Source organism: Pseudomonas palmensis (assembly GCF_017848315.1).
Lineage (GTDB): Bacteria > Pseudomonadota > Gammaproteobacteria > Pseudomonadales > Pseudomonadaceae > Aquipseudomonas > Aquipseudomonas palmensis.
The window spans coordinates 127,113-150,176 of sequence record NZ_JAFKEC010000006.1 but is presented as its reverse complement, the minus strand read 5'-3'; the positions used below and the strand labels follow the sequence as shown (position 1 = coordinate 150,176).

General features: G+C 62.9%; 24 protein-coding genes and 1 tRNA gene. 14 read left to right on the top strand and 11 right to left on the bottom strand.

Annotated elements, in window-relative coordinates:
* Positions 1–36 precede the first annotated feature (36 nt).
* The 6 genes from ssuD (JZZ72_RS06140) to JZZ72_RS06115 form a co-directional block, all read right to left on the bottom strand.
* Entirely contained in the window at positions 37–1,176 is a 1,140-nt protein-coding gene (gene ssuD, locus JZZ72_RS06140; protein ID WP_210014182.1) for an FMNH2-dependent alkanesulfonate monooxygenase, read from the bottom strand.
* Between the two features lie 99 nt (positions 1,177–1,275).
* Positions 1,276–2,376, bottom strand: coding sequence for a sigma-54 interaction domain-containing protein (locus JZZ72_RS06135; protein WP_210014181.1), 1,101 nt, complete (start codon positions 2,374–2,376; stop codon positions 1,276–1,278).
* A 9-nt stretch (positions 2,377–2,385) separates the two neighbouring features.
* Positions 2,386–3,576 carry an acyl-CoA dehydrogenase family protein gene (locus tag JZZ72_RS06130; protein WP_210014180.1) on the bottom strand — a complete coding sequence of 397 codons (1,191 nt, stop codon included), beginning with the start codon at positions 3,574–3,576 and terminating at the stop codon, positions 2,386–2,388.
* On the bottom strand, positions 3,573–4,718 hold the full coding sequence (gene ssuD, locus JZZ72_RS06125; protein WP_043864442.1) for an FMNH2-dependent alkanesulfonate monooxygenase: 1,146 nt from the start codon (positions 4,716–4,718) through the stop codon (positions 3,573–3,575). The genes JZZ72_RS06130 and ssuD (JZZ72_RS06125) overlap by 4 nt, the downstream gene beginning before the upstream one ends.
* Entirely contained in the window at positions 4,715–5,293 is a 579-nt protein-coding gene (gene msuE / locus JZZ72_RS06120; protein WP_043864443.1) for an FMN reductase, read from the bottom strand. Before msuE ends, ssuD (JZZ72_RS06125) begins: the two co-directional genes overlap by 4 nt.
* A 238-nt stretch (positions 5,294–5,531) precedes the next feature.
* Positions 5,532–6,314: an AraC family transcriptional regulator gene (locus JZZ72_RS06115; protein WP_210014179.1), complete on the bottom strand. Its 783-nt coding sequence runs from the start codon at positions 6,312–6,314 to the stop codon at positions 5,532–5,534.
* 93 nt (positions 6,315–6,407) lie between these two features.
* Between JZZ72_RS06115 and JZZ72_RS06110 the strand changes: the two genes are divergently transcribed.
* From JZZ72_RS06110 to JZZ72_RS06100, 3 genes are all read left to right on the top strand, one after another.
* On the top strand, positions 6,408–7,316 hold the full coding sequence (locus JZZ72_RS06110; RefSeq protein ID WP_210014178.1) for an EamA family transporter: 909 nt from the start codon (positions 6,408–6,410) through the stop codon (positions 7,314–7,316).
* 246 nt (positions 7,317–7,562) lie between these two features.
* Entirely contained in the window at positions 7,563–7,853 is a 291-nt protein-coding gene (locus JZZ72_RS06105) for a type II toxin-antitoxin system RelE/ParE family toxin (protein ID WP_371917311.1), read from the top strand.
* A gap of 2 nt (positions 7,854–7,855) precedes the next feature.
* A complete protein-coding gene (locus tag JZZ72_RS06100; RefSeq protein WP_043864447.1) occupies positions 7,856–8,155 on the top strand; it encodes an addiction module antidote protein in 300 nt (99 codons plus the stop codon).
* Between the two features lie 218 nt (positions 8,156–8,373).
* On the opposite strand, the gene JZZ72_RS06095 is transcribed toward JZZ72_RS06100, so the two are convergent.
* From JZZ72_RS06095 to JZZ72_RS06085, 3 genes are read right to left on the bottom strand one after another with little or no spacing between them, the layout of a single operon-like run.
* The gene (locus JZZ72_RS06095) at positions 8,374–9,276 is read right to left on the bottom strand and encodes a transporter substrate-binding domain-containing protein (protein ID WP_043864448.1); all 903 of its coding nucleotides are present in this window, start codon (positions 9,274–9,276) and stop codon (positions 8,374–8,376) included.
* Between the two features lie 30 nt (positions 9,277–9,306).
* The gene (locus tag JZZ72_RS06090) at positions 9,307–9,657 is read right to left on the bottom strand and encodes a RidA family protein (RefSeq protein WP_043864449.1); all 351 of its coding nucleotides are present in this window, start codon (positions 9,655–9,657) and stop codon (positions 9,307–9,309) included.
* A 25-nt stretch (positions 9,658–9,682) separates the two neighbouring features.
* Positions 9,683–10,924, bottom strand: coding sequence for a D-amino acid dehydrogenase (locus tag JZZ72_RS06085; RefSeq protein ID WP_210014177.1), 1,242 nt, complete (start codon positions 10,922–10,924; stop codon positions 9,683–9,685).
* A gap of 107 nt (positions 10,925–11,031) precedes the next feature.
* Here JZZ72_RS06085 and JZZ72_RS06080 point away from each other — a divergent pair, with 107 nt between their 5' ends.
* Positions 11,032–11,937: a LysR family transcriptional regulator gene (locus tag JZZ72_RS06080; protein ID WP_210014176.1), complete on the top strand. Its 906-nt coding sequence runs from the start codon at positions 11,032–11,034 to the stop codon at positions 11,935–11,937.
* A 455-nt stretch (positions 11,938–12,392) separates the two neighbouring features.
* Positions 12,393–12,953 (top strand): hypothetical protein, encoded by a 561-nt coding sequence (locus JZZ72_RS06075; RefSeq protein ID WP_143516664.1) that lies wholly within the window; start codon positions 12,393–12,395, stop codon positions 12,951–12,953.
* 549 nt (positions 12,954–13,502) lie between these two features.
* Here the strand turns inward: JZZ72_RS06075 and JZZ72_RS06070 are convergent.
* Positions 13,503–13,587: transfer RNA gene (locus JZZ72_RS06070), tRNA-Leu, on the bottom strand.
* 108 nt (positions 13,588–13,695) lie between these two features.
* On the opposite strand from JZZ72_RS06070, the gene queA reads away from it, so the two are divergent.
* From queA to JZZ72_RS06040, 6 genes are all read left to right on the top strand, one after another.
* Positions 13,696–14,745, top strand: a complete 1,050-nt coding sequence (queA, locus tag JZZ72_RS06065) for a tRNA preQ1(34) S-adenosylmethionine ribosyltransferase-isomerase QueA (protein ID WP_043864453.1) — start codon at positions 13,696–13,698, stop codon at positions 14,743–14,745.
* Between the two features lie 14 nt (positions 14,746–14,759).
* On the top strand, positions 14,760–15,875 hold the full coding sequence (tgt, locus tag JZZ72_RS06060) for a tRNA guanosine(34) transglycosylase Tgt (RefSeq protein WP_162484886.1): 1,116 nt from the start codon (positions 14,760–14,762) through the stop codon (positions 15,873–15,875).
* A 51-nt stretch (positions 15,876–15,926) separates the two neighbouring features.
* Positions 15,927–16,268, top strand: coding sequence for a preprotein translocase subunit YajC (gene yajC / locus JZZ72_RS06055; protein ID WP_043864455.1), 342 nt, complete (start codon positions 15,927–15,929; stop codon positions 16,266–16,268).
* 63 nt (positions 16,269–16,331) lie between these two features.
* The gene (gene secD, locus JZZ72_RS06050; protein ID WP_054916607.1) at positions 16,332–18,200 is read left to right on the top strand and encodes a protein translocase subunit SecD; all 1,869 of its coding nucleotides are present in this window, start codon (positions 16,332–16,334) and stop codon (positions 18,198–18,200) included.
* Between the two features lie 9 nt (positions 18,201–18,209).
* Positions 18,210–19,121 (top strand): protein translocase subunit SecF, encoded by a 912-nt coding sequence (gene secF / locus JZZ72_RS06045; protein WP_043864457.1) that lies wholly within the window; start codon positions 18,210–18,212, stop codon positions 19,119–19,121.
* Between the two features lie 121 nt (positions 19,122–19,242).
* Complete coding sequence (locus tag JZZ72_RS06040; protein ID WP_043864458.1) at positions 19,243–19,791, top strand: glycine zipper 2TM domain-containing protein; 549 nt, start codon at positions 19,243–19,245, stop codon at positions 19,789–19,791.
* Positions 19,792–19,883: 92 nt separating this feature from the next.
* Here the strand turns inward: JZZ72_RS06040 and suhB are convergent, their stop codons facing one another.
* Positions 19,884–20,702, bottom strand: coding sequence for a type III secretion system regulator SuhB (gene suhB / locus JZZ72_RS06035; protein ID WP_043864459.1), 819 nt, complete (start codon positions 20,700–20,702; stop codon positions 19,884–19,886).
* 145 nt (positions 20,703–20,847) lie between these two features.
* Between suhB and trmJ the strand changes: the two genes are divergently transcribed.
* The 3 genes from trmJ (at position 20,848) to iscR (ending at position 23,050) form a co-directional block, all read left to right on the top strand.
* Complete coding sequence (gene trmJ, locus JZZ72_RS06030; RefSeq protein WP_043864460.1) at positions 20,848–21,621, top strand: tRNA (cytosine(32)/uridine(32)-2'-O)-methyltransferase TrmJ; 774 nt, start codon at positions 20,848–20,850, stop codon at positions 21,619–21,621.
* A complete protein-coding gene (gene cysE, locus JZZ72_RS06025) occupies positions 21,622–22,404 on the top strand; it encodes a serine O-acetyltransferase (protein ID WP_054916605.1) in 783 nt (260 codons plus the stop codon).
* A gap of 154 nt (positions 22,405–22,558) precedes the next feature.
* Positions 22,559–23,050: a Fe-S cluster assembly transcriptional regulator IscR gene (gene iscR, locus JZZ72_RS06020; protein WP_043864462.1), complete on the top strand. Its 492-nt coding sequence runs from the start codon at positions 22,559–22,561 to the stop codon at positions 23,048–23,050.
* The last annotated feature ends 14 nt before the right edge of the window (positions 23,051–23,064 follow it).

Genomic DNA, 23,064 nt, shown 5'->3' with positions numbered 1-23,064 from the left:
CGACCGGCCTGCACCGGGTAGCCCGGGCCCTGCCCGTTACTGGCTGGCGGCGGGCCTGGCCTGGCCGGCACGCACGTCGAAGGCGCCCCCGGTGAAGGCGCCATCCACCGTCACCTTGCTTTTGCCGGGCAGCAGCGGGAACACCAGTTCGGCGAAGCGGTAGGCTTCCTCCAGGTGCGGGTAGCCCGACAGCACGAAGCGGTCCACGCCCAGGGCGACGTACTCCTGCAGCCGTGCCGCCACCGTGGCCGGGTCGCCGACCAGTGCGGTGCCGGCGCCGCCACGCACCAGGCCGACCCCGGCCCACAGGTTGGGCGAGACTTCCAGCCGGTCGCGGCGCCCGCCGTGCAGCGCGGCCATGCGCCGCTGGCCTTCGGAATCCATGCTGGCGTAGTTGGCCTGTGCGGCGGCGATGGTGGCCTCGTCCAGGTGGCTGATCAGTTCCTCGGCCGCCGCCCAGGCCTGTTCACTGGTTTCACGCACGATCACATGCAGGCGCACGCCAAACTGCACCGTGCGCCCGTGGCGGGTGGCACGGGCGCGCACGTCGGCGATCTTTTCGGCCACCGCGGCGGGTGGCTCGCCCCAGGTCAGGTAGGCGTCCACATGCCTGGCCGCCAGCTCGTGCGCGGCGGCTGACGAGCCACCGAAGTACAGCGGCGGGTAGGGCGTCTGCACCGGCGCGAAGAAGTTCTGCGCGCCTTCCACCCGCAGGTGCTCGCCGTGAAAGTCGACCCGTTCGCCACTGAGCAGCTGGCGCCACACGGTGAGGAATTCGTCGGCGGCGTCGTAGCGCTGGTCGTGCGCGAGAAACACGCCATCGGCGGCCAGCTCGGTGGCATCGCCGCCGGGCACCACGTTGAGCAGCAGGCGTCCGCCGCTGGCCTGGTCGAGGGTGGCGGCCTGGCGCGCCGACGCGGTGGGGTTGCCCAGCGAGGTGCGCAGGGCCACCAGCAGCTTGAGGCGGTGGGTCACCGGCACCAGGCTGGCGGCGGTGACCCAGGGGTCGAGGCAGCTGCTGCCGGTGGGGATGAGAATGCCGTCATAGCCGAGGTTCTCGGCGGCCACGGCAATCTGGCGCATGTAGGCGTTGGTGGCCGGGCGCCCGCTGGCGGAGTGGCCGAGGTAGCGGGTGTCGCCGGAGGTGGGCAGAAACCAGAAGATATCGAGGCTCATGGTGGGGTGCTCGTTGCAGGAAGAATGGGCCACCGTCCCGGCCGGGACGGCGTGCAACGCAAGGTGGGTGAAGTCGCTGCTTGCTTGGGCAAGTCTGGGTCAGATCGACAGGTTGATGACGCGTGTGGCGTTCGGCTCCGGTGGCGGCTGGCGCTTGTTCACCACCAGTTCGCCGATGCGGATCAGCAGGGCACGGGTGACGTTGCGGCTCAGGCCGAGCAGGCGCGCGGTGTGCACCTGGTTGTAGTGGCAGAAGCGGTAGGCACTGCGCAGCAGCGCCTCCTCGACCTTTTCATGCAGCGCGCCGTGCTCTTCTTCGAACAGCTTCTGAAACGCGCGCTGCAACAGGGCGTTGGCGGATGTGTCCGGGGCGGGTGTGCCCTCGGGCCGCTCGATGCGCAGGTTGGACAGGCGCAGGTCGTCCTGCTGGATCACGCCGTCATGGCAGATCAGCAGGGTGTGGTGGATGACGTTTTCCAGCTCGCGGATGTTGCCCGGCCAGTCGTAGCTGGCCAGCTTGTGCTCGGCCTCGCTGCTCAACTGCACATCGCCATAGCCCAGGCGGGCGCTGTAGCTGGCCATGAAGTGGCGGGTCAGCGGCAGGATATCGCCGGGGCGCTCGCGCAGCGGGTGCAGCTGCAGGCTGACCACGTTGAGGCGGTAGAACAGGTCTTCGCGAAAGTGCCCGGCGTTGATCGCCTTTTCCAGCTGCACATTGGTGGCGGCCAGCACGCGCACGTTGATCGGGATGCTCTTGCGCGACCCCAGGCGCACCACTTCGCGCTCCTGCAGCACACGCAGCAGCTTGACCTGGATGGCCATCGGCAGGTCGCCGATCTCGTCGAGAAACAGCGTGCCGCCGTCGGCTTCCTCGAACCAGCCGGCCTTGGACGCCAGGGCGCCGGTGAAGGCGCCCTTTTCGTGTCCGAACAGTTCGGCCTCGACCAGCGACTCGGAGAACGCCCCGCAGTTGACCGCCACGAACGGCCCTTGGTGGCGCCGGCTGAGGTTGTGGATATGTCGCGCCACCAGCTCCTTGCCCGTACCGGTTTCGCCAATGATCAGCACGCTGGCCTCACTCGGCGCGACCTGCTGCAGGTGGGCGAGCAGCGCCTGCGACCTCGGGTCTTCGAACACCTGTGCGGTGGCCCTGATCGAGGTGGCCAGGGTTGGCGATGGCGGGAGCGTCAACAGGTGCATGGGCAGCCCTCAGGAGTAGAAGGACGGGGCGGGCACCGTCCGGTTCAGGGCCCAGTCACCCAGCTCGTGGACCTTGTAGTCCACCGGGTCGTGCAGGGTCTGGGTGCGCAGGTTGCGCCAGTAGCGATCGAAGCGCAGCGAGGCATGCGTGGCGCGCGCGCCGGTCACTTCGAACAGGCGGTTGCACAGGTCCAGGCCGGTGCGGGTGGCCGCCACCTTGGCCGCGGCGATGGACAGCGCCAGCTGCCCGCGCTCGTCGCTGCTCAGCGTGGGGCCCTTGTGCCAGGCTTCGTCGAGCTGGTTGCAGGCGCGTTCGGCCAGCAGCCGAACGCCTTCCAGGCCCACCCAGAAGTCGCCGTAGTGGCGCAGGATGTACGGGTCTTCGCTGACGTGCCGGGCGTTGGACTTGAACCACGGTCGCCCTTCCTTGAGCGTGTACTGGCGCGCCTCTTCCAGCGCCCCTTCGGCGATGCCGAGGAAGATGTGCGCAAAGTGCAGTTGCGCGATCAGCGGGCGCAGGCAGGCGAACGGAGTGCTCAGCGGGCCGGGGTCGAGCAGCAGTTCGGATTCCTCGACGCGCACGCGCTCGAAGGTGGCGCTGCCGCTGTCGGTCTGGCGCTGGCCCATGTTGTTCCAGTCGCCATGCAGGGTGATGCCGGTACGTGCCGTGGGGATGGCGGCGATCAGCAACTTGCCGCCGGCGCTTTCATCCACCGCCGAGGCGATCAGCATTTCCGAGTCGCTGGCGCCGGAGCAGAAGCTCTTCTTGCCCGAGAATTCGCGCCAGCCGTCGTACTTCTTGACCACGGTGCGGGTGTCGAGCGGGTTCAGGGCGTTGCCCCAGAACCAGTTCTTGCGGGCGGTCTGCTCGAACCAGGGCTGCCACTGGTCGGGGCTGGAGAACAGGCGCACGGTGGCCAGCATCAGGTGCTGGAAGCCGAACACGTGGGCGATGGAGCTGTCGACCCGGGCGAACTCGCGCACGATGTTCAGGGTTTCGCCCCAGCTGGCGCCCATGCCGCCGAACTGCGTGGGAATGCTCAGGGCCAAGAGGCCGCTGTGGCGAATGGCGTCACGCTCGGCCTTGGGTGTGCCGCCACGCTCGTCGCGTTCGGCGGCGGTCAGTGCGAACTCGGCGGCCAGGGCGCGCGCGGCCTGCAGCGGGCTGAGCAGGTTGGGTTCCGGTTGCTTGGCACTCATGCGGTCTGCGCCTTGGGCAGCACATCGTTGGCGATCATTTCGCCGAACGGCCCGGTCAGGTTGGTGACGCCGCGCCCGGCCAGGCTGGCGTAGGGTTCTGGCAGCAGCGGGAACACCAGCTCGGCGAAGCGGTAGGCTTCCTCCAGATGGGGGTAGCCGGAGAAGATGAAGCTTTCGATGCCCAGGTCGGCGTATTCCTTGATGCGCGCGGCCACCTGTTGCGGGTCGCCCACCAGCGCGGTGCCGGCGCCGCCCCGTACCAGGCCCACACCGGCCCACAGGTTGGGGGCGATCTCCAGCTGGTCGCGGCGACCGCCGTGCAGGGCAGCCATGCGCCGTTGGCCTTCGGAGTCGAAGCGCGCGAAGGACTGTTGCGCCGCGGCGATGGTGTCGTCGCTGATGTGCGCGATCAGGCGGTCGGCGGCCTGCCAGGCCTCTTCGGCGGTTTCGCGCACGATCACGTGCAGGCGGATGCCGAATTTCACCGTGCGCCCGTGCCTGGCGGCGCGGGCGCGCACATCTGCGATCTTCTCGGCGACGGCGGCGGGCGGTTCGCCCCAGGTGAGGTAGACGTCCAGCTGTTCGGCGGCCAGGTCATGGGCGGCGTCGGACGAGCCACCGAAGTACAGCGGCGGGTAGGGCTTTTGTACCGGTGGGTAGAGCGCCTTGGCGTTCTCGACCTTGAAGTGCTTGCCCTCGAAATCCACCGACTCGCCTTGCAGTACGCGGCGCCAGATACGCAGGAACTCGTCGGTGACCTCGTAGCGTTCGCTATGGCTGAGGTGGATGCCGTCGCCGCGGTTCTCGTCGGGGTCGCCGCCGGTGACCACGTTGATCAGCAGGCGCCCGCCGGACAGGCGGTCCAGGGTGGCGGTCATGCGCGCCGACACGGTGGGCGAGATGATGCCGGGGCGTATCGCCACCAGGTAGCGCAGGCGTTCGGTCAGCGGCGCCAGGGCCGAGGCGACCACCCAGGAGTCCTCGCACGAGCGGCCGGTGGGGATCAGCACGCCGTGGTAGCCCAGGCCATCGGCGGCCTGGGCGATCTGCTTGAGGTAGTTGAGGGTGACCGGGCGCGCGCCGTCGCTGGTGCCGAGGAAATGACCGTCGCCGTGGGTGGGCAGGAACCAGAACACGTTCACCGTTCGGCCCCGCTGGCGAGCTTGCGCTGGCTGTGGGCGTGGGCGGCGAAGAACGGTGCGGCACGCTCGGCGGCCAGGCTGACACGGGCTTGCAGCACCGGGCTGCTGACCTGGTAGTTCTGCAGGTCGCCTTCGCTGCCATACACGCCGATGGGCAGGGTCAGCGCCTGGAAGAAGCTGAACAGCGGGCGCAGCTGGTGGTCGATCACCAGCGCATGCAGCGGGCTGCCACCGGTGGCGGCCAGCAGCACCGGGGTGTCGATCAGGCTGTCCTGGCCCACCAGGTCGAACAGGTGCTTGAGCAGGCCGGGGTACGAGCCGCGGTAAACCGGCGAGGCGACGATCAGCAGGTCGGCATGCTCGATGGCCTGCAGCTGCTGTTCGACCGTGGCCGGCAGTTCGGCGCGCGACAGGGCGCCGCCTACCGGGCGGGCGATCTCGCTCAGCTCGATGAGCTGGGCGTCGATGTGCAGGTGCTTGCCCAGCTCGGCGACGATCGCCTCGGTCAGTGCCAGGGTGCGTGAGGGGCGATAGGCGCCGCCGGAAACGGCGACGACCTTGAGTGCTGCGGTCATGTGTGCGTCCTGTGGTGTGGCCCTGCGCTCAGAGCGTTACCCAGGCTTGAGCAAGAGCCGTACCACAGTCGCAGGCCCCGTTTTTGCTGGGCCTGGCGCGGTAGTGAGGTGGCAATGGTGTTGGTGCGGGAGGTTTTTGTTGGCTGGCTGTTGCTGGGGCAACAGTTGCTGGGCAGACAGTTGGCTATCTGTGTAGGCCTGGCGCGCTACTGCTTGGGTTGCAGCGAATCGTGTTGCATCAACTTGCCGCGTTGGCGAAGTACTGGCTGGGCGCCGCGCCCAGCACGCGCCGGAACACACTGGTGAACGCACTGGGGCTGCTGTAGCCAAGGTCCGTCGCCACCCGCGTGATCGCCTCGCCATTGCCCAGGCGCACCACCGCCGCCATCAGGCATGCCTGCTGTCGCCATGCCACGAAGCTGATGCCGGTGTGCTGGCGAAACAGCCGGGTGAAGGTGCGCCGGCTCATGCCCACCTGGCGGGCCATGTCATCGATCCCTGTATCCAGCGAGGGCTGTGCCAGCAAGTGCTGGCAGGCCCGGGCGAGCCTGGGTTCGCTGGGCAGCGGTGCATTCAGCGACAGCGCCGGCATGTCGGCAATCTCGTGCAGCAGCAGGTTCATCAGGTAGCCCTCGCGGCTGCCTTCGGCATACAGCGCCGGCACATCCCGGGCGCGCAGCAGCAGTTGGCGCAGCAGTGTCGACACACCGAACACCTGGCAGTGTGCGGGCAGGCCCAGGCGGGTGGCGGCAGGCTGGCGCACATAGGTGTTCAGCATCGTCACCGGGCCGTTCATGCTCATCTCGTGGGGCACGCCTGCGGGCACCCAGATGGCCCGCTGCGGCGGCACCACCCAGTTGCCCTGGCGGGTGAACACCGTGATCACCCCGCAGGCCGCATACGCGAACTGCCCACGCTGATGGGTATGCAAGGCAAAGTGCTGCCCGTCGCCATAGTCGTTGGCCGTGACCACGGCGTCGCGGGGGGTGTGTTCATAGGGGTCGATGTCGATTTCGCGCATGGCCCGAATTTAATGATCTATGACCTGATAGTGCAAGCGAGCCAGTGTGCTCATTGCGCATAGTGGCGCCCTGACTTTCGGGATAGGTACGCCATGCAAAAGAAACATCTGGCCCTGGCCGTGCTGGTGACGGCGGTGTGGGGGTTCAACTTTCCCATCACCAAGCTCGGCCTGGCCGCAATTGACCCGCTGCTGTTGACGGCGTTGCGATTCACCCTGGCGGCGTTGCCGTGGGTGTTCTTCATCCGGCGCCCGGCGGTCGGCCTGGGCTGGGTGGTGGCATACGGGTTGATCTTTGGCGTGGCGATGTGGGCGTTGATCAACCTGGGTATCGAGCTGGGCGTGCCGCCGGGCACGGCGGCGTTGCTGGTGCAGTTCAGTGCGTTTTTCACCCTGGGTTGGGGCGTGTTGCTGTTTCGCGAACGCCTTGGCGTGGAGCAGGGCGTCGGGGTGGGGCTGGCAGTGCTGGGGCTGGTGTCCATCATCAATGGCAGGCCCGGCGATGGCTCGGTGGTGGGTTATGGCTTGTTGCTGGTGAGTGCGTTCAGCTGGAGTGTGGGCAACGTCATCATCAAGCGCTCGAAGGTGCGCGAGATGTTTGCCTTTGTGGTGTGGGCGAGCCTGTTCGCACCGCTGCCTCTGGTGTTGCTCACCTGGCTGATGCATGGCACCGCGCCGTTCTCCGGTGTGGCTGCGCAGGTGGGGTGGGTGGCGGTGTTTTCGCTGGTGTTCCAGGTGTATGCGGCGACGCACTTCTGTTACTGGGGGTGGAACCTGCTGCTGCGTGAGTACCCGGTGTCGAAGGTGGCGCCGTTGTCGTTGCTGATCCCGGTATTCGGGGTGGCAGGGTCGATGGTGCTGCTGGGGCACCGGGTGGATGCGCACGAGGCGGTTTCGATCGGGTTGATTCTGGCGGCGCTGGGGGCGGGGTTCGTGAAGTGGCCTGGGCGGGCGCATTCGCCAGCAAGGCTGGCGCTTACAGGGGAGCGCGAGACGGTGTAGGCGCCAGCGTTGCTGGCGAAGGGAGGTGACATGCTCTTGCAGCTGCAATAGCTGGAGGTTTTTTAACCTTGGGAAATGTACCGCTTCAAATAAGGAATTGTCTTGTTCCAGAGGCATGCGCAAGCGCCCATCGTATTCCAGTTGCTCGTTCGAAAGGCGAGCGATTCACCGGCAGTCTGGTAAGCATCCAAACGTGATGTTGCTTGCCAGCCTGTATCCGTAGGGATACATTCAGGGCCTGATGTGATCTATTCCATAGAACAGACTTTGGCATTCAGCGGCTGGCTTCTGGCGCTACGCGATGTACGAGCGAGGATCGCCATTGGTCGACGCATCGAACGTGCGCTTGCGGGCAACTTGGGGGATACGAAGGCGGTTGGTGATGGTGTTTCAGAGATGCGCATCGATTCCGGCCCAGGCTATCGGGTGTACTTCACCGTGCGTAGCGGCGTAGCAATCTTGTTGCTGACAGGCGGGGACAAGTCTTCTCAAGCAGCAGATATCCGGATGGCCAAGCGGTTGGCCAAAGAGGTTTGACCATGAGCGTTACATTGATTCCATTCGACATGGCGGCACTGCTTGATAGTGATGAAGCCATCAGCGAGTACTTGTCTCAGGTGCTGGCAGAGGGCGACAGCGACGAGCTTTTACGTGCAATAGGGTACGTGGCCAAAGCGCGCGGAATGTCGCTGGTTGCCAAAGAGACTGGATTGGGAAGAGAGAGCCTTTACAAGGCCTTCGCGCCAGGCGCAAAGCCTCGTTTCGATACGGTGCTGAAGGTGATGCATGCGCTGGGAATCGAACTCTGTGCGCGCTCGCATCGAGGGGCTTCGGTGTAGGTTGATTCTGGAATGCTTCAGCGACTTTTTTGTCTGGAAACAACTTCTGAGCTGCCTGTATGGCAGCCCAGAAAAATCACCGTGTCCTCAGTGAATCGCCTCAGAGTGAACGCTGAAGAACTCAGCGGAACACTGCTGCTCGACCTACCGTTTGGGGGATAGCAATCCCCAAGCCCTGGTGGCGGGTAGCCCGCGCCAACCGGTGAGGGCACTGATCGCTACTGCACCGGATCACTCACCGGCTTGGCAATGATCGCCTTGAGTTCACTGGTCATCGGGAACTCGAGGTTCAAGCCTTTTGGCGGGATCGGCTGCTCAAACCAGCGCTGGTAGATCCCGTTGATCTCCCCCGAGCTGTACAGCTCGCCCAGTGTCGAATTCACCAGTGCGAGGAATTGCGGATCGTCCTTGCGCACCATACAGCTGTAGATTTCCCGCGACTGCTCCTCCCCAACCACTACCCACTTGTGTGGATCGCGAGCCTTGGCGCGCTCGCCGTAGAGCAACGCATCGTCCATGTAGAACGCCGCTGCCCGACCGGACTGCAACAGCTGGAAGGCTTCGCCGTGGTCCTTGGCGCTGATCACGAACATGTCGATCTTGTTATCGATGTTGTAGCTCTTCAGATAGCGCTCGTTGGTGGTGCCGGCGGTGGTCACCACGTTCTTGCCGCGCAGGTCGGCGAAGCTCTTGATCCCACTGTCGTTGGCGGTCAACAACTGGCCTTTGACGTAGATGAAGCCGTAGGAAAACGCCACCTGTTTTTGCCGCTCAGCGGTCACGCCGGTCGAGCCACATTCCAGGTCGACCGTGCCGTTCTGCACCAGCGGAATGCGGGTTTGCGAAGTCACCAGGTTGTACTTGACCTTGAGCTGGGGCGCCGCGAGCTTTTGCTGCACGCGCTCGACGATCTTGTTCGCCAGGTCCACCGAGTAACCCATCGGTTGACCCGAGTGATCGCCCACGTAGGAGAAGGGTACCGACGCATCGCGATAGCCCAGGGTAATGCTGTTGGTACTGGCAATCTTGCTCAGGGTCGGCCCCAGCGAGGTTTCTTCAGCCTGCACTTGAGTGCCGAGCAATACGCCCAGGGTGCAGCCGAGCAACGTGATTTTTTGCATTGTTATTCTCCGTTGTGGGTGATGGATTGCTTAGCGGCGGGCCGCGATAACGCTGATTTCGACTCGCACCTGCGGGCGGGCCAGCTCGGCCTGCAAGGTCGTGCGACTCGGTGCCTGGCCAGGCGACAACCAGTCCGACCATACGTAGTTCATCGCCGCGAAATCCTCACCAATGTCCTTCAGGTAAATGGTCGCGCTGAGCAGGTGATCCTTGTCGCTGCCCGCCTCGGCCAACAGCGCGTCGATTTTTGCCAGCACCTGGCGAGTCTGGCCAGCGGCGTCGGTGGCATCACCCGGTACTTGGCCGGAGAGAAACACCAGGTCGCCAAAGGTCACGGCAGCGGACAAGCGTGGATTGGTCTGGATGCGGCTGATGGTCATCGGATAGTCCTTCTCTTGGGTAATTTCAGGCCACACGGGGCGCAAAGCCCTGCAGATCAATGGAGGGGCGGCGCTGGCCGATCAGCTCGCCGAGCAACTGCGCACTGCCGCAGGCCAGGGTGAAGCCCAGGGCACCATGGCCGAGGTTGAGCCACAGGTTGCGATACGCCGTTGCGCCCAGCAGCGGCACGCCGCTAGGGGTCGCCGGGCGCATACCGGCCCACTCGATGGCCTGCTCGTAGTCGCCGGCATTGGCGAAGGTGTCACGCGCCTGGCGCTTGATCAGGGCCAGCCGCTTGGGGTCCAGCGCCGGTTCAAAGCCGACGATGTCGACCATGGCCGCTACCCGCAGTTGCTCGCCGATGCGGGCGTAGACGATCTTGCGGTCATAGTCAGTGATGCTCAGATCCGGGGCCCGGTGGTGGGCGCCGATCGGCACGGTGAGGCTATAGCCCTTGAGCGGGTACAGGGGCAGGTGCACCCCTGGCAACGTCAGCAGTGGGCTGCGATGGCCGGCGGCAATCACCAGATGCTCCACTGGCAGCACTTCATCCCCCAGTTCAATTGCGCTCACCATGCCATTGGCCTGGCGAATACCGGTCACGGCCTGGCCCAGGCGGAACTCGCAACGGCCCGAGGCCCGCAAACGCGCCGCCAGTTGCTGGCAGAAGCCGTGGCAGTCACCGACCTCTTCATCGGGGGTGTAGATCGCGCCAACAAAGGGGGCATCGGCCAGCGCCGGGTCCAGGCGGGCGCAGTCGGCAGACGACAGCACCTGCTGTTGCTGGGGGGCGGCCAGCCTGTGGCGGGCGTGCTCGAAGCTCGCGGTGTTGCGAAAGGTCACCAGCTTGCCATTGCGCCGCCAGTGGAAACCGTCCAGGGCATCGTCCTCGCGCCAGGCCTGCAGGGTGGCCTGGCTGAACAACGCCAGGCGCAGCAGGTGGGCTGCATTGGTGCGGTTGACGGAGGAGCGGCAGGCCCCCAGAAAGGACGCCATCCAGCGCCACTGCGCCGGGTCCAGGCGGGGGCGCAGCTTCAACGGTGAGTCACCGCGCAGCATCCAGCCGATGGCCTGCAATGGCACGCCGGCATCGGCCAGGGGCGCTACGTAGCGATAGGACAACTGGCCGCCATTGGCAAAGCTGGTTTCACTGCCCAGCGAATCCCGCGCCTCGACCAGGGTCACCTCAACGCCATCGCGCACCAGTGCGTAAGCCGTTGCCAGGCCAATGACGCCGCCGCCGATGATGCATACACGCTGAGCCATGTCATTCCTTAGCCGTGGTTGAGACGAGACCGAGGTTAGAGCCAGGTGACAGGCGCCGAACAATGAATAAAGATGGTCATCCCATAAACAAAGGTTATGGACTCGCCATGCGCCTTCGCCACATCGAGATCTTCCAGGCCATCCGCCAGACCGGTTCGGTCAGCGCTGCCGCGCAGTTACTGCATGTCTCCCAACCCGCCGTGACCAAAGTGCTGCAACACGCTGAGCAGCATCTGGGGTTCCCGCTGTTTCTACGGGTGCGCGGCAAACTCCAGGCCACCCCGGAAGCGCTGGAGCTGGAGCGTGAGGTCGACAAGGTCACCGAAAGCCTGCAAGGGGTGCGACGCCTGGCCCAGAGCCTGCGCCGCGAGCCGGGCCACAGCCTGCGGATCGGCGCGACCCCGGCACTGGCCCTGTCGTTGTTGCCGCCGGCCATTCATGAATGGACGCAACGCTATCCGGAGATCGCCTGCGAGCTGTCCAGTGCCCATAGCCGCGAGCTGGTGCAGAACCTGCTGATGCGCGAAATCGATGTCGCCCTGACCCTGCAACTACCCGATCACCCGGGGCTCAAGGCCCAGGCGCTGGCCAGTGGGGTGTTGGTGGCGTTGGCGCCGGCCGGTTACTGGCCCCAGGAGGAAGAAGGCCAGCCGCTGTCGCTGCAGGCCCTGGCCGACGCGCCGCTGATCGGGCTGTCCAGTGCCGATCCGCTGTCGGCCCGCCTCGACAGCTATCTCGAGGCGGTAGAGCCGCCGCCACGGGTGAGCATCGCGGTGCAAACCTATTCACTGGCCAGGGCGATGGTCGAATCCGGTGCAGGGCTGGCGGTGATCGATCCCTTCACCGCCCTCAGCGCGTCGCCTGGGGCCACCGCCATTCGCCCCCTGGCTCCAGCGTTGCCGATCACCCTGTACGCGGTGACCCGCGCTGCCGAACCGCCACCGCATACACTGGGCGAGCTGCTGACGATCTTCAGCACTCGTGCGCAGGGGCAATTGGATTGTTGGCGCTGAAGCGTTGACTTGCCAGGGAAGGGGATGAAACCCCAGAGACTAAAAAGCCCGCAGTCAGTGGGCTTTATGGGTGTTGCGTAGTCGTCGTTGGACGGCTATGTACATCGAAATAGTAATGGGTTTGGAAGCCATTCGGTAAGCACATCCAAAACAGAGTTGGGCTGTGATAAGCGATGTGTTTTCCACCGCATACGAAAAACCGTAATTGCTACATTAGAGCGTGCAGATGTAAAAAACCTTGTCATCATTTCATGGGTAGGTCATAAAGCAGAGGGTTTGTTGCGGATGACTGTTGACAGGTATTCCGAAGGAAAGCACTTGAAAAACTCGCATACAAGTTCCAGTCTTAAATATATTGCATCCCCGCGATGTTGGAATGCTGGCGTTTAACTATTGCTCAAATGGTGATAGCATTTTGCCTTGCCAGCAAGACTTGGCTCTCGCGATTCAACTGAATGGATAAGGAAAAAATGGAAAAAATTAAAAGCTTTGTGCTGGCATCGTTGGTTGCCGCTTTTGCGTGCACAGCATCAGCAGAAACCTTTGAACACGTCGAGCTTGATAAAGACAGAAGAAGCGTTGAGTATTCTGGACCTATCAATAAGACAATCAGTGCGATTAAAGAACGTAAATGGCTAGGACAAACCAAGGCTATGGATGGTGGGGTCGTGTTCACCCCTTATGTCAATCCCCAATTCGGTAAGAACAATACGGAATCCGGGGGTGCCATTATGGTGACTGCTACATTCTATCTCTATGACAAGCCAGTCAAAGAAGCGTTGATGGTTGCACGTCAAAGTCAAATTCCCGGTTTTGTTGAGTTTTATGGCTATGATTCAAGGGAGCTTCAAATGCATATAAGAATGGTTGACGATGACACCTTTCAATCGTTCGCAAGTGATACGCAATATCGCTCTCCTGAAAAGCTGAATACTTACAAGAAAGTCGACAGTTTTAATAAGAGTAATTACAAGAGCGAGTTGAAGTCTGCCTTGGATGATGGCACTGTTTTTTGAAATGTGTAAACGACAATAAAGCACATCAGTGTTTTTGTTGATTTGAGGTCGATGAAGAGAAGATAGACCGCGTTCGTATAATGGTCGATAACTATCAGGCTGCCCTTCAAGGTGGCCTTTTCAATGCCTGCTATACAGTTGCCAAGCATTGTTGAATGCTTGATTTGTTCGGTCTTTTAATTTCGATGACAGTCAAATAATTGCTTAATGCAACGAAATATTGTGTCAATGGTAGATTGAAAATATATGTAGGGTTGGATGGTAGCTGTCAAAAATTAAAAGTTAGGGTTAGACCCGTGCTCAATTTTCATGCTTGAACACGTTCAACCACAAAAAACGACCTTGCCGGAGACGCGAAGGTTTTTGAATACCCATAAAATCTATTGATTTTTGTGGGTTTGTATGATCTTGACTTCGCGTGATGTGACGCTTTGGGGCCGCATTTTCCGAGGGAAATGGATTATGAGAAGAACAGATTTTCTGGATAGAAAAAGGGGTAGAAATTTCTTTCTACCCCTTCTCTAAGTCCTTGATTTACAAGGATTTGTATGGTGCCCCGAGGGAGACTCGAACTCCCACTCCTTTCGAAAACGGATTTTGAATCCGCCGCGTCTACCAATTCCGCCATCAGGGCTTGTGGCGGCGAAGTATAGTGAGGCGCCTACCGTTGGTCAATCAGCTTTCATGGTCAATTTTGCCGCTTTCCGCTAAACTTTGCGGCCCTGTCAAACCGATCACCATCATGCGCGTCGCCGATTTCTCCTTTGAGCTTCCAGATTCCCTGATCGCCCGCCATCCACTGGCTGAACGGCGCAGCAGCCGGCTGTTGACCCTCGACGGGCCCACCGGCGCGCTCGCGCATCGCCAGTTCACCGACCTGCTCGAGCACCTGCGCCCGGGCGATCTGATGGTGTTCAACAACACCCGGGTGATCCCGGCCCGACTGTTCGGCCAGAAGGCCTCCGGCGGCAAGCTGGAGATCCTCATCGAGCGCGTGCTCGACAGCCATCGCGTGCTCGCCCACGTGCGCTCGAGCAAGTCGCCCAAGCCAGGCACCCAGCTGCTGATCGACGGCGGCGGCGAAGCCGAGATGGTCGCGCGCCACGACGCGCTGTTCGAGCTGCGCTTCACCGAAGAGGTGCTGCCACTGCTCGACCGCGTCGGCCACATGCCGTTGCCTCCTTATATAGACCGCCCCGACGAAGGCGCCGACCGCGAGCGCTATCAGACGGTCTATGCGCAGCGCTCCGGCGCCGTGGCCGCGCCCACCGCCGGCCTGCACTTCGATGAAGAGCTGATGGGCAAGATCGCCGAAAAGGGCGTGAGCACCGCCTTCGTCACCCTGCACGTGGGCGCCGGCACCTTCCAGCCGGTGCGCGTGGAGCGCATCGAAGATCACCACATGCATAAAGAGTGGCTCGAAGTGGGCCAGGACGTGGTGGACGCCGTGGCCGAATGCCGGGCGCGCGGCGGGCGGGTGATCGCGGTCGGCACCACCAGCGTGCGCTCGCTGGAAAGCGCGGCGCGCGACGGTACGCTCAAGCCGTTCAGCGGCGATACCGACATCTTTATTTTCCCGGGCCGCCCGTTCCACGTGGTCGACGCCCTGGTGACCAACTTCCATTTGCCCGAATCCACGCTGCTGATGCTGGTTTCGGCCTTCGCCGGTTACCCCGAGACCATGGCTGCCTACGCCGCAGCGGTGGAAAACGGCTACCGCTTCTTCAGTTACGGTGATGCCATGTTCATCACCCGCAATCCGGCGCCACGCGGGCCCGAGGATCAAGCATGAGTCGCACCTGTCGTATGTCCTTCGAGTTGCTGGCCACCGACGGCAAGGCCCGTCGCGGCCGCCTGACATTCCCCCGGGGCGTGGTCGAAACCCCGGCCTTCATGCCGGTGGGCACCTATGGCACGGTCAAGGGCATGCTGCCGCGCGACATCGAGGCCATCGGCGCGCAGATGATCCTGGGCAACACCTTCCACCTGTGGCTGCGCCCGGGCACCGAGGTGATCAAGGCCCACGGCGACCTGCACGACTTCATGAAGTGGCAGGGCCCGATCCTCACCGACTCCGGCGGCTTCCAGGTGTTCAGCCTGGGTGCGATGCGCAAGATCAAGGAGGAGGGCGTGACCTTCGCCTCCCCGGTGGACGGCTCCAAGGTGTTCATGGGCCCGGAAGAGTCGATGCAGGTGCAGCGCGACCTGGGCTCGGACGTGGTTATGATTTTCGACGAGTGCACCCCGTACCCGGCCGATGAAGATGTGGCGCGCATCTCCATGGAGCTGTCGCTGCGCTGGGCCCAGCGCTCCAAGAACGCCCACGGCGACAGCACTGCGGCGCTGTTCGGCATCGTGCAGGGCGGCATGCACCGCAACCTGCGCGAGCGTTCGCTCGAGGGCCTGGACAAGATCGGCTTCGACGGCCTGGCCATTGGCGGGCTGTCGGTGGGCGAGCCCAAGCACGAGATGATCAAGGTGCTGGACTACCTGCCGGGCATGATGCCGGCTGACAAACCTCGTTACCTTATGGGGGTAGGCAAGCCGGAAGATCTCGTTGAGGGTGTGCGCCGCGGCGTCGACATGTTCGATTGCGTGATGCCCACGCGCAATGCGCGCAACGGTCATCTGTTTGTCGATACCGGCGTGCTTAAAATCCGTAACGCGTTCCATCGCCATGATGATTCGCCACTGGATCCGACCTGTGACTGCTACACCTGCCAGAACTTCTCCCGCGCTTATCTGCATCACCTGGATAAATGCGGCGAAATGTTGGGCAGCATGTTGAATACCATCCACAACTTGCGTCATTACCAGCGCCTGATGGCTGGTTTGCGCGAGGCTATTCAACAGGGTACATTGGCCGCCTTTGTCGATGCCTTTTACGCCAAGCGCGGGCTGCCTGTGCCGCCCTTGGATTGATGTTCTGTCGAACCTGACACACGTACAACAACTTGCAACTTGGAGTGCTAAATGAGCTTTCTGATTCCTGCCGCTTACGCGGACGCAGCAGCCCCGGCAGCTGCCGCCGGCCCAGCCGGTACCGGCTTCGAGTGGATTTTCCTGGTCGGCTTCCTGGTCATCTTCTACCTGATGATCTGGCGTCCGCAGGCCAAGCGCGCCAAAGAGCAGAAGAACCTGCTGAGCAACCTGCAGAAAGGTGACGAAGTTGTCACCAACGGCGGTATTGCCGGCAAGATCGTCAAAGTGGCCGATGACTTCGTGGTGCTGGAAGTGTCCGACACCGTGGAACTGAAGTTCCAGAAGGGTGCTATTGCCGCGACCCTGCCCAAGGGCACGCTCAAAGCGATCTAAGTTTCAGATTTTCTACAATCGACGGGGCGCGCAAGGCGCCCCGCGTCTTGAACGGGCGGCGTGATGCTGAACAAATATCCTCTATGGAAATACGCACTGATCCTGGCGGTACTGGCGATCGGTTTTATTTATTCCGCTCCCAACCTCTACCCTGACGACGCGGCTATTCAGGTCAGCGGTGCCAGCACGGCGCTGCAGGTCAGCCAGGCCGACCTGGACCGTGCCACCAAGGCACTGGCCGACGCCGGTATCGCGGTCAAGGGTGCAAGCCTGGGCGAGAAGGGCAAGGGCGCACTGGTGCGTCTGGCCAAACAGGACGACCAACTGCCTGCCAAGGACGTTGTGCGCAAGGCGCTGGGTGACGACTACGTCGTTGCACTGAACCTGGCCCCGACCACTCCGCAATGGCTGCGCAACCTGGGTGCAAGCCCGATGAAGCTGGGCCTGGACCTGTCCGGTGGTGTGCACTTCCTACTTGAAGTGGACATGGACAAGGCCATGGCGGCACGTCTGAAGGTGTACGAAGGCGAAGTCAAAAGCCTGCTGCGCAAGGAGCGTGTGCGCTACCGCAGCCTGCCGCAGCAAGATGGCGGCATTCAACTGGGCTTCTCCGATGACCAGTCCCGCGAACAGGCTCGCAGCCTGATCCGCAAGAATTTCAACGATTTCGAGCTGACCACCACCGAGCGTAACGGCCTGTCGGTGCTGCGTCTGGCGATTACCCCGGCCAAGGTCGCGGAAATCCGTGAATACTCGATCAAGCAGAACCTGACCACGGTACGTAACCGCGTCAACGAACTGGGTGTGGCCGAGCCACTGGTTCAGCGCCAGGGTGCCAACCGCATCGTGGTCGAGCTGCCAGGCGTGCAGGACACCGCCGAAGCCAAGCGTATCCTGGGCAAGACCGCGAACCTGGAGTTCCGTCTGGGTGCCGAGCCGGGTGCGTCCAAGGCCACTACCGAGACCTTCGAGTTCCGTGAGGGCGGTCGCCCACCGGCAGCGGTCGAGCGTGGCCTGATCATCACCGGTGACCAGGTCACCGACGCCCAGGCCAGCTTCGACGAGCAGGGTCGCCCGCAGGTGAACATCCGCCTGGATGGCCACGGCGGCGAACTGATGAGCCGCGCCACGCGCAGCAACGTCGGGCGCAGCATGGCGGTGATCTTCATCGAACAGCGTCCGGTTACCCGCTACGTCAAGCAGATGGTCGACGGTGTCGAGAAAGACGTGCCGGTGCAGTCGTTCGTGGAAGAGAAGCGCATCATCAGCCTGGCGACCATCCAGTCGCCGCTGGGCAGCCAGTTCCGCATCACCGGCCTGAACGGCCAGGGTGAGTCGTCCGAGCTGGCCCTGCTGCTGCGTGCCGGTGGTCTGGCGGCGCCGATGTACTTCGCCGAAGAACGTACCATTGGCCCAAGCCTGGGTGCCGACAACATCACCAAGGGTATCGATGCATCGCTGTGGGGCATGCTGTTCGTGTCGCTGTTCATCATGGCCATCTACCGTGCCTTCGGCCTGATCGCCACCATCGCCCTGGCGGGCAACATGGTGCTGCTGCTGGCGCTGATGTCGCTGCTGGGGGCTACGCTAACCCTGCCGGGCATTGCCGGTATCGTGCTGACCATGGGTATGGCGGTCGATGCCAACGTACTGATCTTCTCGCGCATACGTGAAGAACTGGCCAATGGCATGTCGGTGCAGCGCGCCATCCACGAAGGCTTCAATCGTGCCTACACCGCGATCGTCGATGCCAACCTGACCACCCTGCTGGTGGGCGGCATCCTGTTCGCCATGGGTACCGGTCCGGTCAAGGGCTTCGCGGTTACCATGTCCCTCGGGATTTTCACCTCGATGTTCACGGCCGTCATGGTCACCCGCGCAATGGTCAACCTGACCTGCGGTGGGCGGGATATCAAGAAGTTGTGGGTATAAGGGGCTGCCATGTTACGTACCATTAACTTCATGGGTGTGCGGAACGTCGCGTTCGGCGTCACCCTGCTGCTGACTGTGCTGGCACTGTTCAGCTGGTTCTACAAAGGGCTCAACTTCGGCCTGGACTTCACCGGCGGTACGCTCATCGAGCTGACCTACGAGCGCCCGGCCAACCTTGGCGAGGTTCGTGAAGAGCTGGTCAGGTCCGGCTTCCACGATGCCGTGGTGCAGAGCTTCGGTGCTACCACCGACCTGCTGGTGCGCATGCCGGGCGACGACCCGATGCTGGGCAACAAGGTGGCCGAGGCGCTGCAGAAGATCAGCACCGACAACCCGGCCACGGTCAAGCGTGTCGAGTTCGTCGGCCCGCAGGTGGGCGAGGAACTGCGTGACCAGGGCGGCCTGGGCATGCTGCTGGCGCTGGGCGGCATCCTGGTCTACCTGGCCTTCCGCTTCCAGTGGAAGTTTGCGGTGGGCGCCATCCTGTCGCTGGTGCACGACGTGATCGTGACCATGGGCATCCTGTCGTTCTTCCAGATCACCTTCGACCTGACGGTGCTGGCGGCGGTGCTGGCGATCATCGGCTACTCGCTCAACGACACCATCGTGGTGTTCGACCGGGTACGGGAAAACTTCCGCGTGATGCGCAAGGCTTCGCTGATCGAGAACATCAACGTCTCGACCACCCAGACCCTGCTGCGTACCGTGGCCACCTCGGTGTCCACCTTGCTGGCGATCGCGGCACTGCTGTTCTTCGGTGGTGACAACCTGTGGGGCTTCTCGCTGGCACTGTTCATCGGTGTAATGGCCGGTACCTACTCGTCGATCTACATCGCCAACGTGGTGCTGATCTGGCTGAACCTGAACAGTGAAGACCTGATCCCGCCGGTGAAAACCGAGGGTGTGGACGAGCGTCCATAAGGCTTTTTGCCACTGTCCTGAGCGGTACAAGAAGGCGCGAGTATTGAACTCGCGCCTTTTTTTATGCTCCAAGGCTGGGAGAAGCGCGGGCGTGTTCCCGCAGGTAAATCAGGAGGTTCACGTGAACAAGTCAATGCTGGTGGGTGCGGTGCTGGGTGCTGTCGGTGTCACTGCCGGAGGTGCCGTGGCTACCTACAGCTTGGTCAAGGGCGGGCCGCAATACGCGCAGGTGACGTCGGTGCAGCCGGTCAAGCAGACCGTCAAGACGCCACGGGAAGTCTGCAAGGATGTCACGGTGACCCGTCAGGCGCCGGTGAAGGATCAACACCAGATCGCCGGTACCGTGCTGGGCGCCGTGGCAGGTGGGTTGCTGGGTAACCAGATCGGCGGCGGCAATGGCAAGAAGATCGCGACCGTGGCCGGTGCCGTCGGTGGTGGCTATGCCGGCAACAAGGTGCAGGAAGGCATGCAGAACCGCGATACCTACACCACCACGCAAACCCGCTGCAACACGGTCAATGACCTGAGCGAGAAGGTGGTGGGGTACGACGTGAAGTATTCGATTGGCGACAAGGCCGGGCAGGTGCGCATGGAGCGCGACCCGGGTTCGCAGATCCCGCTGGACGAGAATGGCAAGCTGGTACTGACGCAGGCACAGCCTGGGCAGTGATGGCCCTTTCGCCGGCCTTGCCGGCGAAGAGGCCCGAAAGCCAGCCACAAAAAAGCACCCCGAAGGGTGCTTTTTTATTGCCCGGCTGAAACTCAGCGCTTCAGCGAGGCCGGCAGGTGCGGCTGGATCGCCGTCAACACCGCCTTGAAGCACTTGATGTTGCCGGCAACGATGTGGCCCTTCTCGAGGAAGTCATGACCACCGGTGAAGTCGCTCACCAGGCCGCCCGCTTCCTGGATCAGCAGTGCGCCTGCCGCCATGTCCCACTCGCTCAGGCCCGACTCCCAGAACGCATCGAAGCGGCCGGCGGCCACATAGGCCAGGTCCAGGCTCGCGGCGCCGGCGCGGCGGATGCCGGCGGTCTGGCCGACCAGGGCACGGAACATGCCCAGGTAGTTGTCCAGGCCATCCATCTGGTTGTCACGGAACGGGAAGCCGGTACCCAGCAGGGCGCCGTCCAGGCTGGTGCGACCGCTGACGCGCAGGCGGCGACCATTGAGCTGGGCGCCACGGCCACGGCTGGCGGTGAATTCTTCCTGGCGTACCGGGTCGAGGACCACGGCGTGTTCCAGGCGGCCGCGGTACTTGCACGCGATGCTCACGGCAAAGTGAGGAACGCCACGCAGGAAGTTGGTGGTACCGTCGAGCGGGTCGATGACCCACAGGTAGTCCTTGCCTTCTTCGCCGTTGCCAGCGTGCAGGCCGGTTTCTTCACCGTAGATGGAGTGGTTGGGGTACGCCTTGCGCAGGGCGTCGACGATGACTTTTTCCGCCGCGCGGTCGACTTCGGAGACGTAATCCTTGGCGTCTTTCTCATCTACCTTGATGGTATCCAGGCGCTCGATGGAGCGGAAAATCAATTCACTGGCGCTGCGGGCGGCGCGCAGCGCGATATTCAGCATGGGCTGCATGGACGTTTCACCTGGGTCGTTAAAGAAAGCCGAACATTCTAGCAGAAAACTTTGAACGAAGAAGGGCGACATTTGCTTTCATAGCGTAATGCCGGTCGCTTCTGTAAGATTTGCTCCCTTCCTTCCGTGTCTGTGAGCCGTGCCCGTGCTGCCAAGAATTCGTGTCGTCCTGGTCAATACCAGTCACCCCGGCAATATCGGCGGGGCTGCGCGCGCCATGAAAAACATGGGCCTGTCGCGCCTGGTGCTGGTCGAGCCGAACGACTTTCCTTCCCACGAGGCCAGTGCCCGTGCCTCCGGCGCTGATGACGTGCTGGCGGGTGCCGAGGTGGTGGCCACGCTCGAGGATGCGCTGGTGGGCTGCACCCTGGTGGTGGGCACCAGTGCCCGCGACCGGCGCATCCCGTGGCCCCTGCTCGATCCGCGCGAATGCGGCGCCAAGGTCGTCGAGCAGGCAGGCGAGGGTGCCGAGGTGGCGCTGGTGTTCGGCCGTGAACATGCCGGCCTGACCAACGACGAGCTGCAGCGATGTCATTATCACGTGCATATCCCGTCCAACCCGGATTTCAGTTCGCTGAATCTGGCGGCTGCGGTCCAGGTCCTGGCCTATGAAGTGCGCATGGCCTGGCTGGCAGCCGACGGGCAGGCGTCGAAAGTCGAGAAGGTCGAAGTGGCCTCGGTGCGCAGCGCAGAGCTGGCGACCATGGACGAAATGGAGCTGTTCTACCAGCACCTGGAGTCCGCGCTGGTGGACATCGGCTTTCTCGACCCGACCAAGCCCAAGCACCTGATGCCGCGTTTGCGTCGCCTGTACGGGCGCAGCGCGGTGAGTCGATCGGAAATAAGCATTTTGCGCGGCATCCTCACCGAAACCCAGAAAGCGGCCCGGGGCGATGCGCACAAGCGGAAGGATCAGTAAATGTTCGAGCGTCTGCGTGAAGATATCCAAAGCGTTTTCCACCGTGACCCGGCGGCGCGCAATGCCTTTGAAGTGCTGACCTGCTACCCGGGCATGCATGCGATCTGGCTGCACCGCGCGGCGCATGCCCTGTGGGTACGGGACTGGAAGTGGCTGGCGCGGCTGGTGTCCAACTTCGGTCGCTGGATGACCGGCATCGAGATTCACCCCGGTGCAAAGGTAGGCCGGCGCTTCTTCATCGACCACGGCATGGGCATCGTGATCGGCGAAACCGCCGAGATCGGCGATGACGTGACCCTGTACCAGGGCGTGACCCTGGGCGGCACCAGCTGGAACAAGGGCAAGCGCCACCCGACCCTGGAGGACGGCGTGGTGGTGGGGGCCGGCGCCAAGGTGCTGGGCCCGTTCACCGTGGGCGCGGGGGCCAAGATCGGCTCCAATGCGGTGGTCACCAAGGCGGTGCCGGCCGGCGCCACGGCGGTGGGCATCCCGGGGCGTATCATCGTCAAGTCCGACGCCGAGCAGGAGGCCCGGCGCAAGGCCATGGCCGAGAAGATCGGCTTCGACGCCTACGGCGTGAGCGAAGACATGCCCGACCCGGTGGCCCGCGCCATCGGCCAGTTGCTCGACCACCTGCAAGCGGTGGACGGGCGCCTGGAGGACATGTGCGGTGCGCTCAAGAACCTGGGCAGCGACTACTGCGCCAAGGAACTGCCGGCCCTGCGTGACGAAGACTTCGCGGATGTGAAGGCCGACGCCCGCAGCGACGCGTCGACGCATTGACAGAAGGGCGTGCGCTGGCGCGCCCGACTTTGCTACACTCTGCGCCGCCTCTCAGGCGCAATCCCGACTAAAGCAGTAGGTCTTATAGTTGACTTAAATGCTCGGGAATCGCATACTCGCACACATCCCGTAACTCCCGTGGTACCAAATAGCCATGCGACTGACTACAAAAGGCCGATACGCCGTGACTGCCATGCTTGACCTGGCGTTGCACGCGCAAAACGGGCCGGTGTCCCTGGCCGACATTTCCGAGCGCCAAGGCATCTCCCTTTCCTATCTGGAGCAGCTGTTTGCCAAGCTGCGTCGCAGCAGTCTGGTCTCCAGTGTGCGCGGTCCAGGCGGCGGCTACCAGCTGTCGCGCGTGATGGAAAGCATCCAGGTAGCCCAGGTGATCGATGCGGTCAACGAATCGGTCGACGCTACACGCTGCCAGGGCCTGGGTGATTGCCACGCTGGCGATACCTGCCTGACCCACCACTTGTGGTGTGATCTCAGCCAGCAGATTCACGAATTTCTGAGCGGTATCAGCCTGGCTGACCTTGTTACTCGCCGTGAGGTGCAAGAAGTCGCCCAGCGTCAGGACCTGCGCCGCATGGCGGGCCGGACACCGCATCTGGACAAGATTGAGACATCCGCCGTCGAATGACCGTTTCGACTGCG

Bases quoted from the DNA above. Each gene is read 5' to 3' on its own strand.
- JZZ72_RS06135 (WP_210014181.1), bottom strand. From the start codon at position 2,376: ATGCACCTGTTGACGCTCCCGCCATCGCCAACCCTGGCCACCTCGATC.
- tgt (WP_162484886.1), top strand. From the start codon at position 14,760: ATGTCCTTCGAGTTGCTGGCCACCGACGGCAAGGCCCGTCGCGGCCGC.
- JZZ72_RS06095 (WP_043864448.1), bottom strand. From the start codon at position 9,276: ATGCAAAAAATCACGTTGCTCGGCTGCACCCTGGGCGTATTGCTCGGC.
- JZZ72_RS06075 (WP_143516664.1), top strand. From the start codon at position 12,393: ATGGATAAGGAAAAAATGGAAAAAATTAAAAGCTTTGTGCTGGCATCG.
- JZZ72_RS06090 (WP_043864449.1), bottom strand. From the start codon at position 9,657: ATGACCATCAGCCGCATCCAGACCAATCCACGCTTGTCCGCTGCCGTG.
- secF (WP_043864457.1), top strand. From the start codon at position 18,210: ATGTTACGTACCATTAACTTCATGGGTGTGCGGAACGTCGCGTTCGGC.
- JZZ72_RS06080 (WP_210014176.1), top strand. From the start codon at position 11,032: ATGCGCCTTCGCCACATCGAGATCTTCCAGGCCATCCGCCAGACCGGT.
- suhB (WP_043864459.1), bottom strand. From the start codon at position 20,702: ATGCAGCCCATGCTGAATATCGCGCTGCGCGCCGCCCGCAGCGCCAGT.
- queA (WP_043864453.1), top strand. From the start codon at position 13,696: ATGCGCGTCGCCGATTTCTCCTTTGAGCTTCCAGATTCCCTGATCGCC.
- yajC (WP_043864455.1), top strand. From the start codon at position 15,927: ATGAGCTTTCTGATTCCTGCCGCTTACGCGGACGCAGCAGCCCCGGCA.
- iscR (WP_043864462.1), top strand. From the start codon at position 22,559: ATGCGACTGACTACAAAAGGCCGATACGCCGTGACTGCCATGCTTGAC.
- JZZ72_RS06130 (WP_210014180.1), bottom strand. From the start codon at position 3,576: ATGAGTGCCAAGCAACCGGAACCCAACCTGCTCAGCCCGCTGCAGGCC.
- msuE (WP_043864443.1), bottom strand. From the start codon at position 5,293: ATGACCGCAGCACTCAAGGTCGTCGCCGTTTCCGGCGGCGCCTATCGC.
- ssuD (WP_210014182.1), bottom strand. From the start codon at position 1,176: ATGAGCCTCGATATCTTCTGGTTTCTGCCCACCTCCGGCGACACCCGC.
- JZZ72_RS06115 (WP_210014179.1), bottom strand. From the start codon at position 6,314: ATGCGCGAAATCGACATCGACCCCTATGAACACACCCCCCGCGACGCC.
- JZZ72_RS06110 (WP_210014178.1), top strand. From the start codon at position 6,408: ATGCAAAAGAAACATCTGGCCCTGGCCGTGCTGGTGACGGCGGTGTGG.
- JZZ72_RS06100 (WP_043864447.1), top strand. From the start codon at position 7,856: ATGAGCGTTACATTGATTCCATTCGACATGGCGGCACTGCTTGATAGT.
- cysE (WP_054916605.1), top strand. From the start codon at position 21,622: ATGTTCGAGCGTCTGCGTGAAGATATCCAAAGCGTTTTCCACCGTGAC.
- JZZ72_RS06085 (WP_210014177.1), bottom strand. From the start codon at position 10,924: ATGGCTCAGCGTGTATGCATCATCGGCGGCGGCGTCATTGGCCTGGCA.
- secD (WP_054916607.1), top strand. From the start codon at position 16,332: ATGCTGAACAAATATCCTCTATGGAAATACGCACTGATCCTGGCGGTA.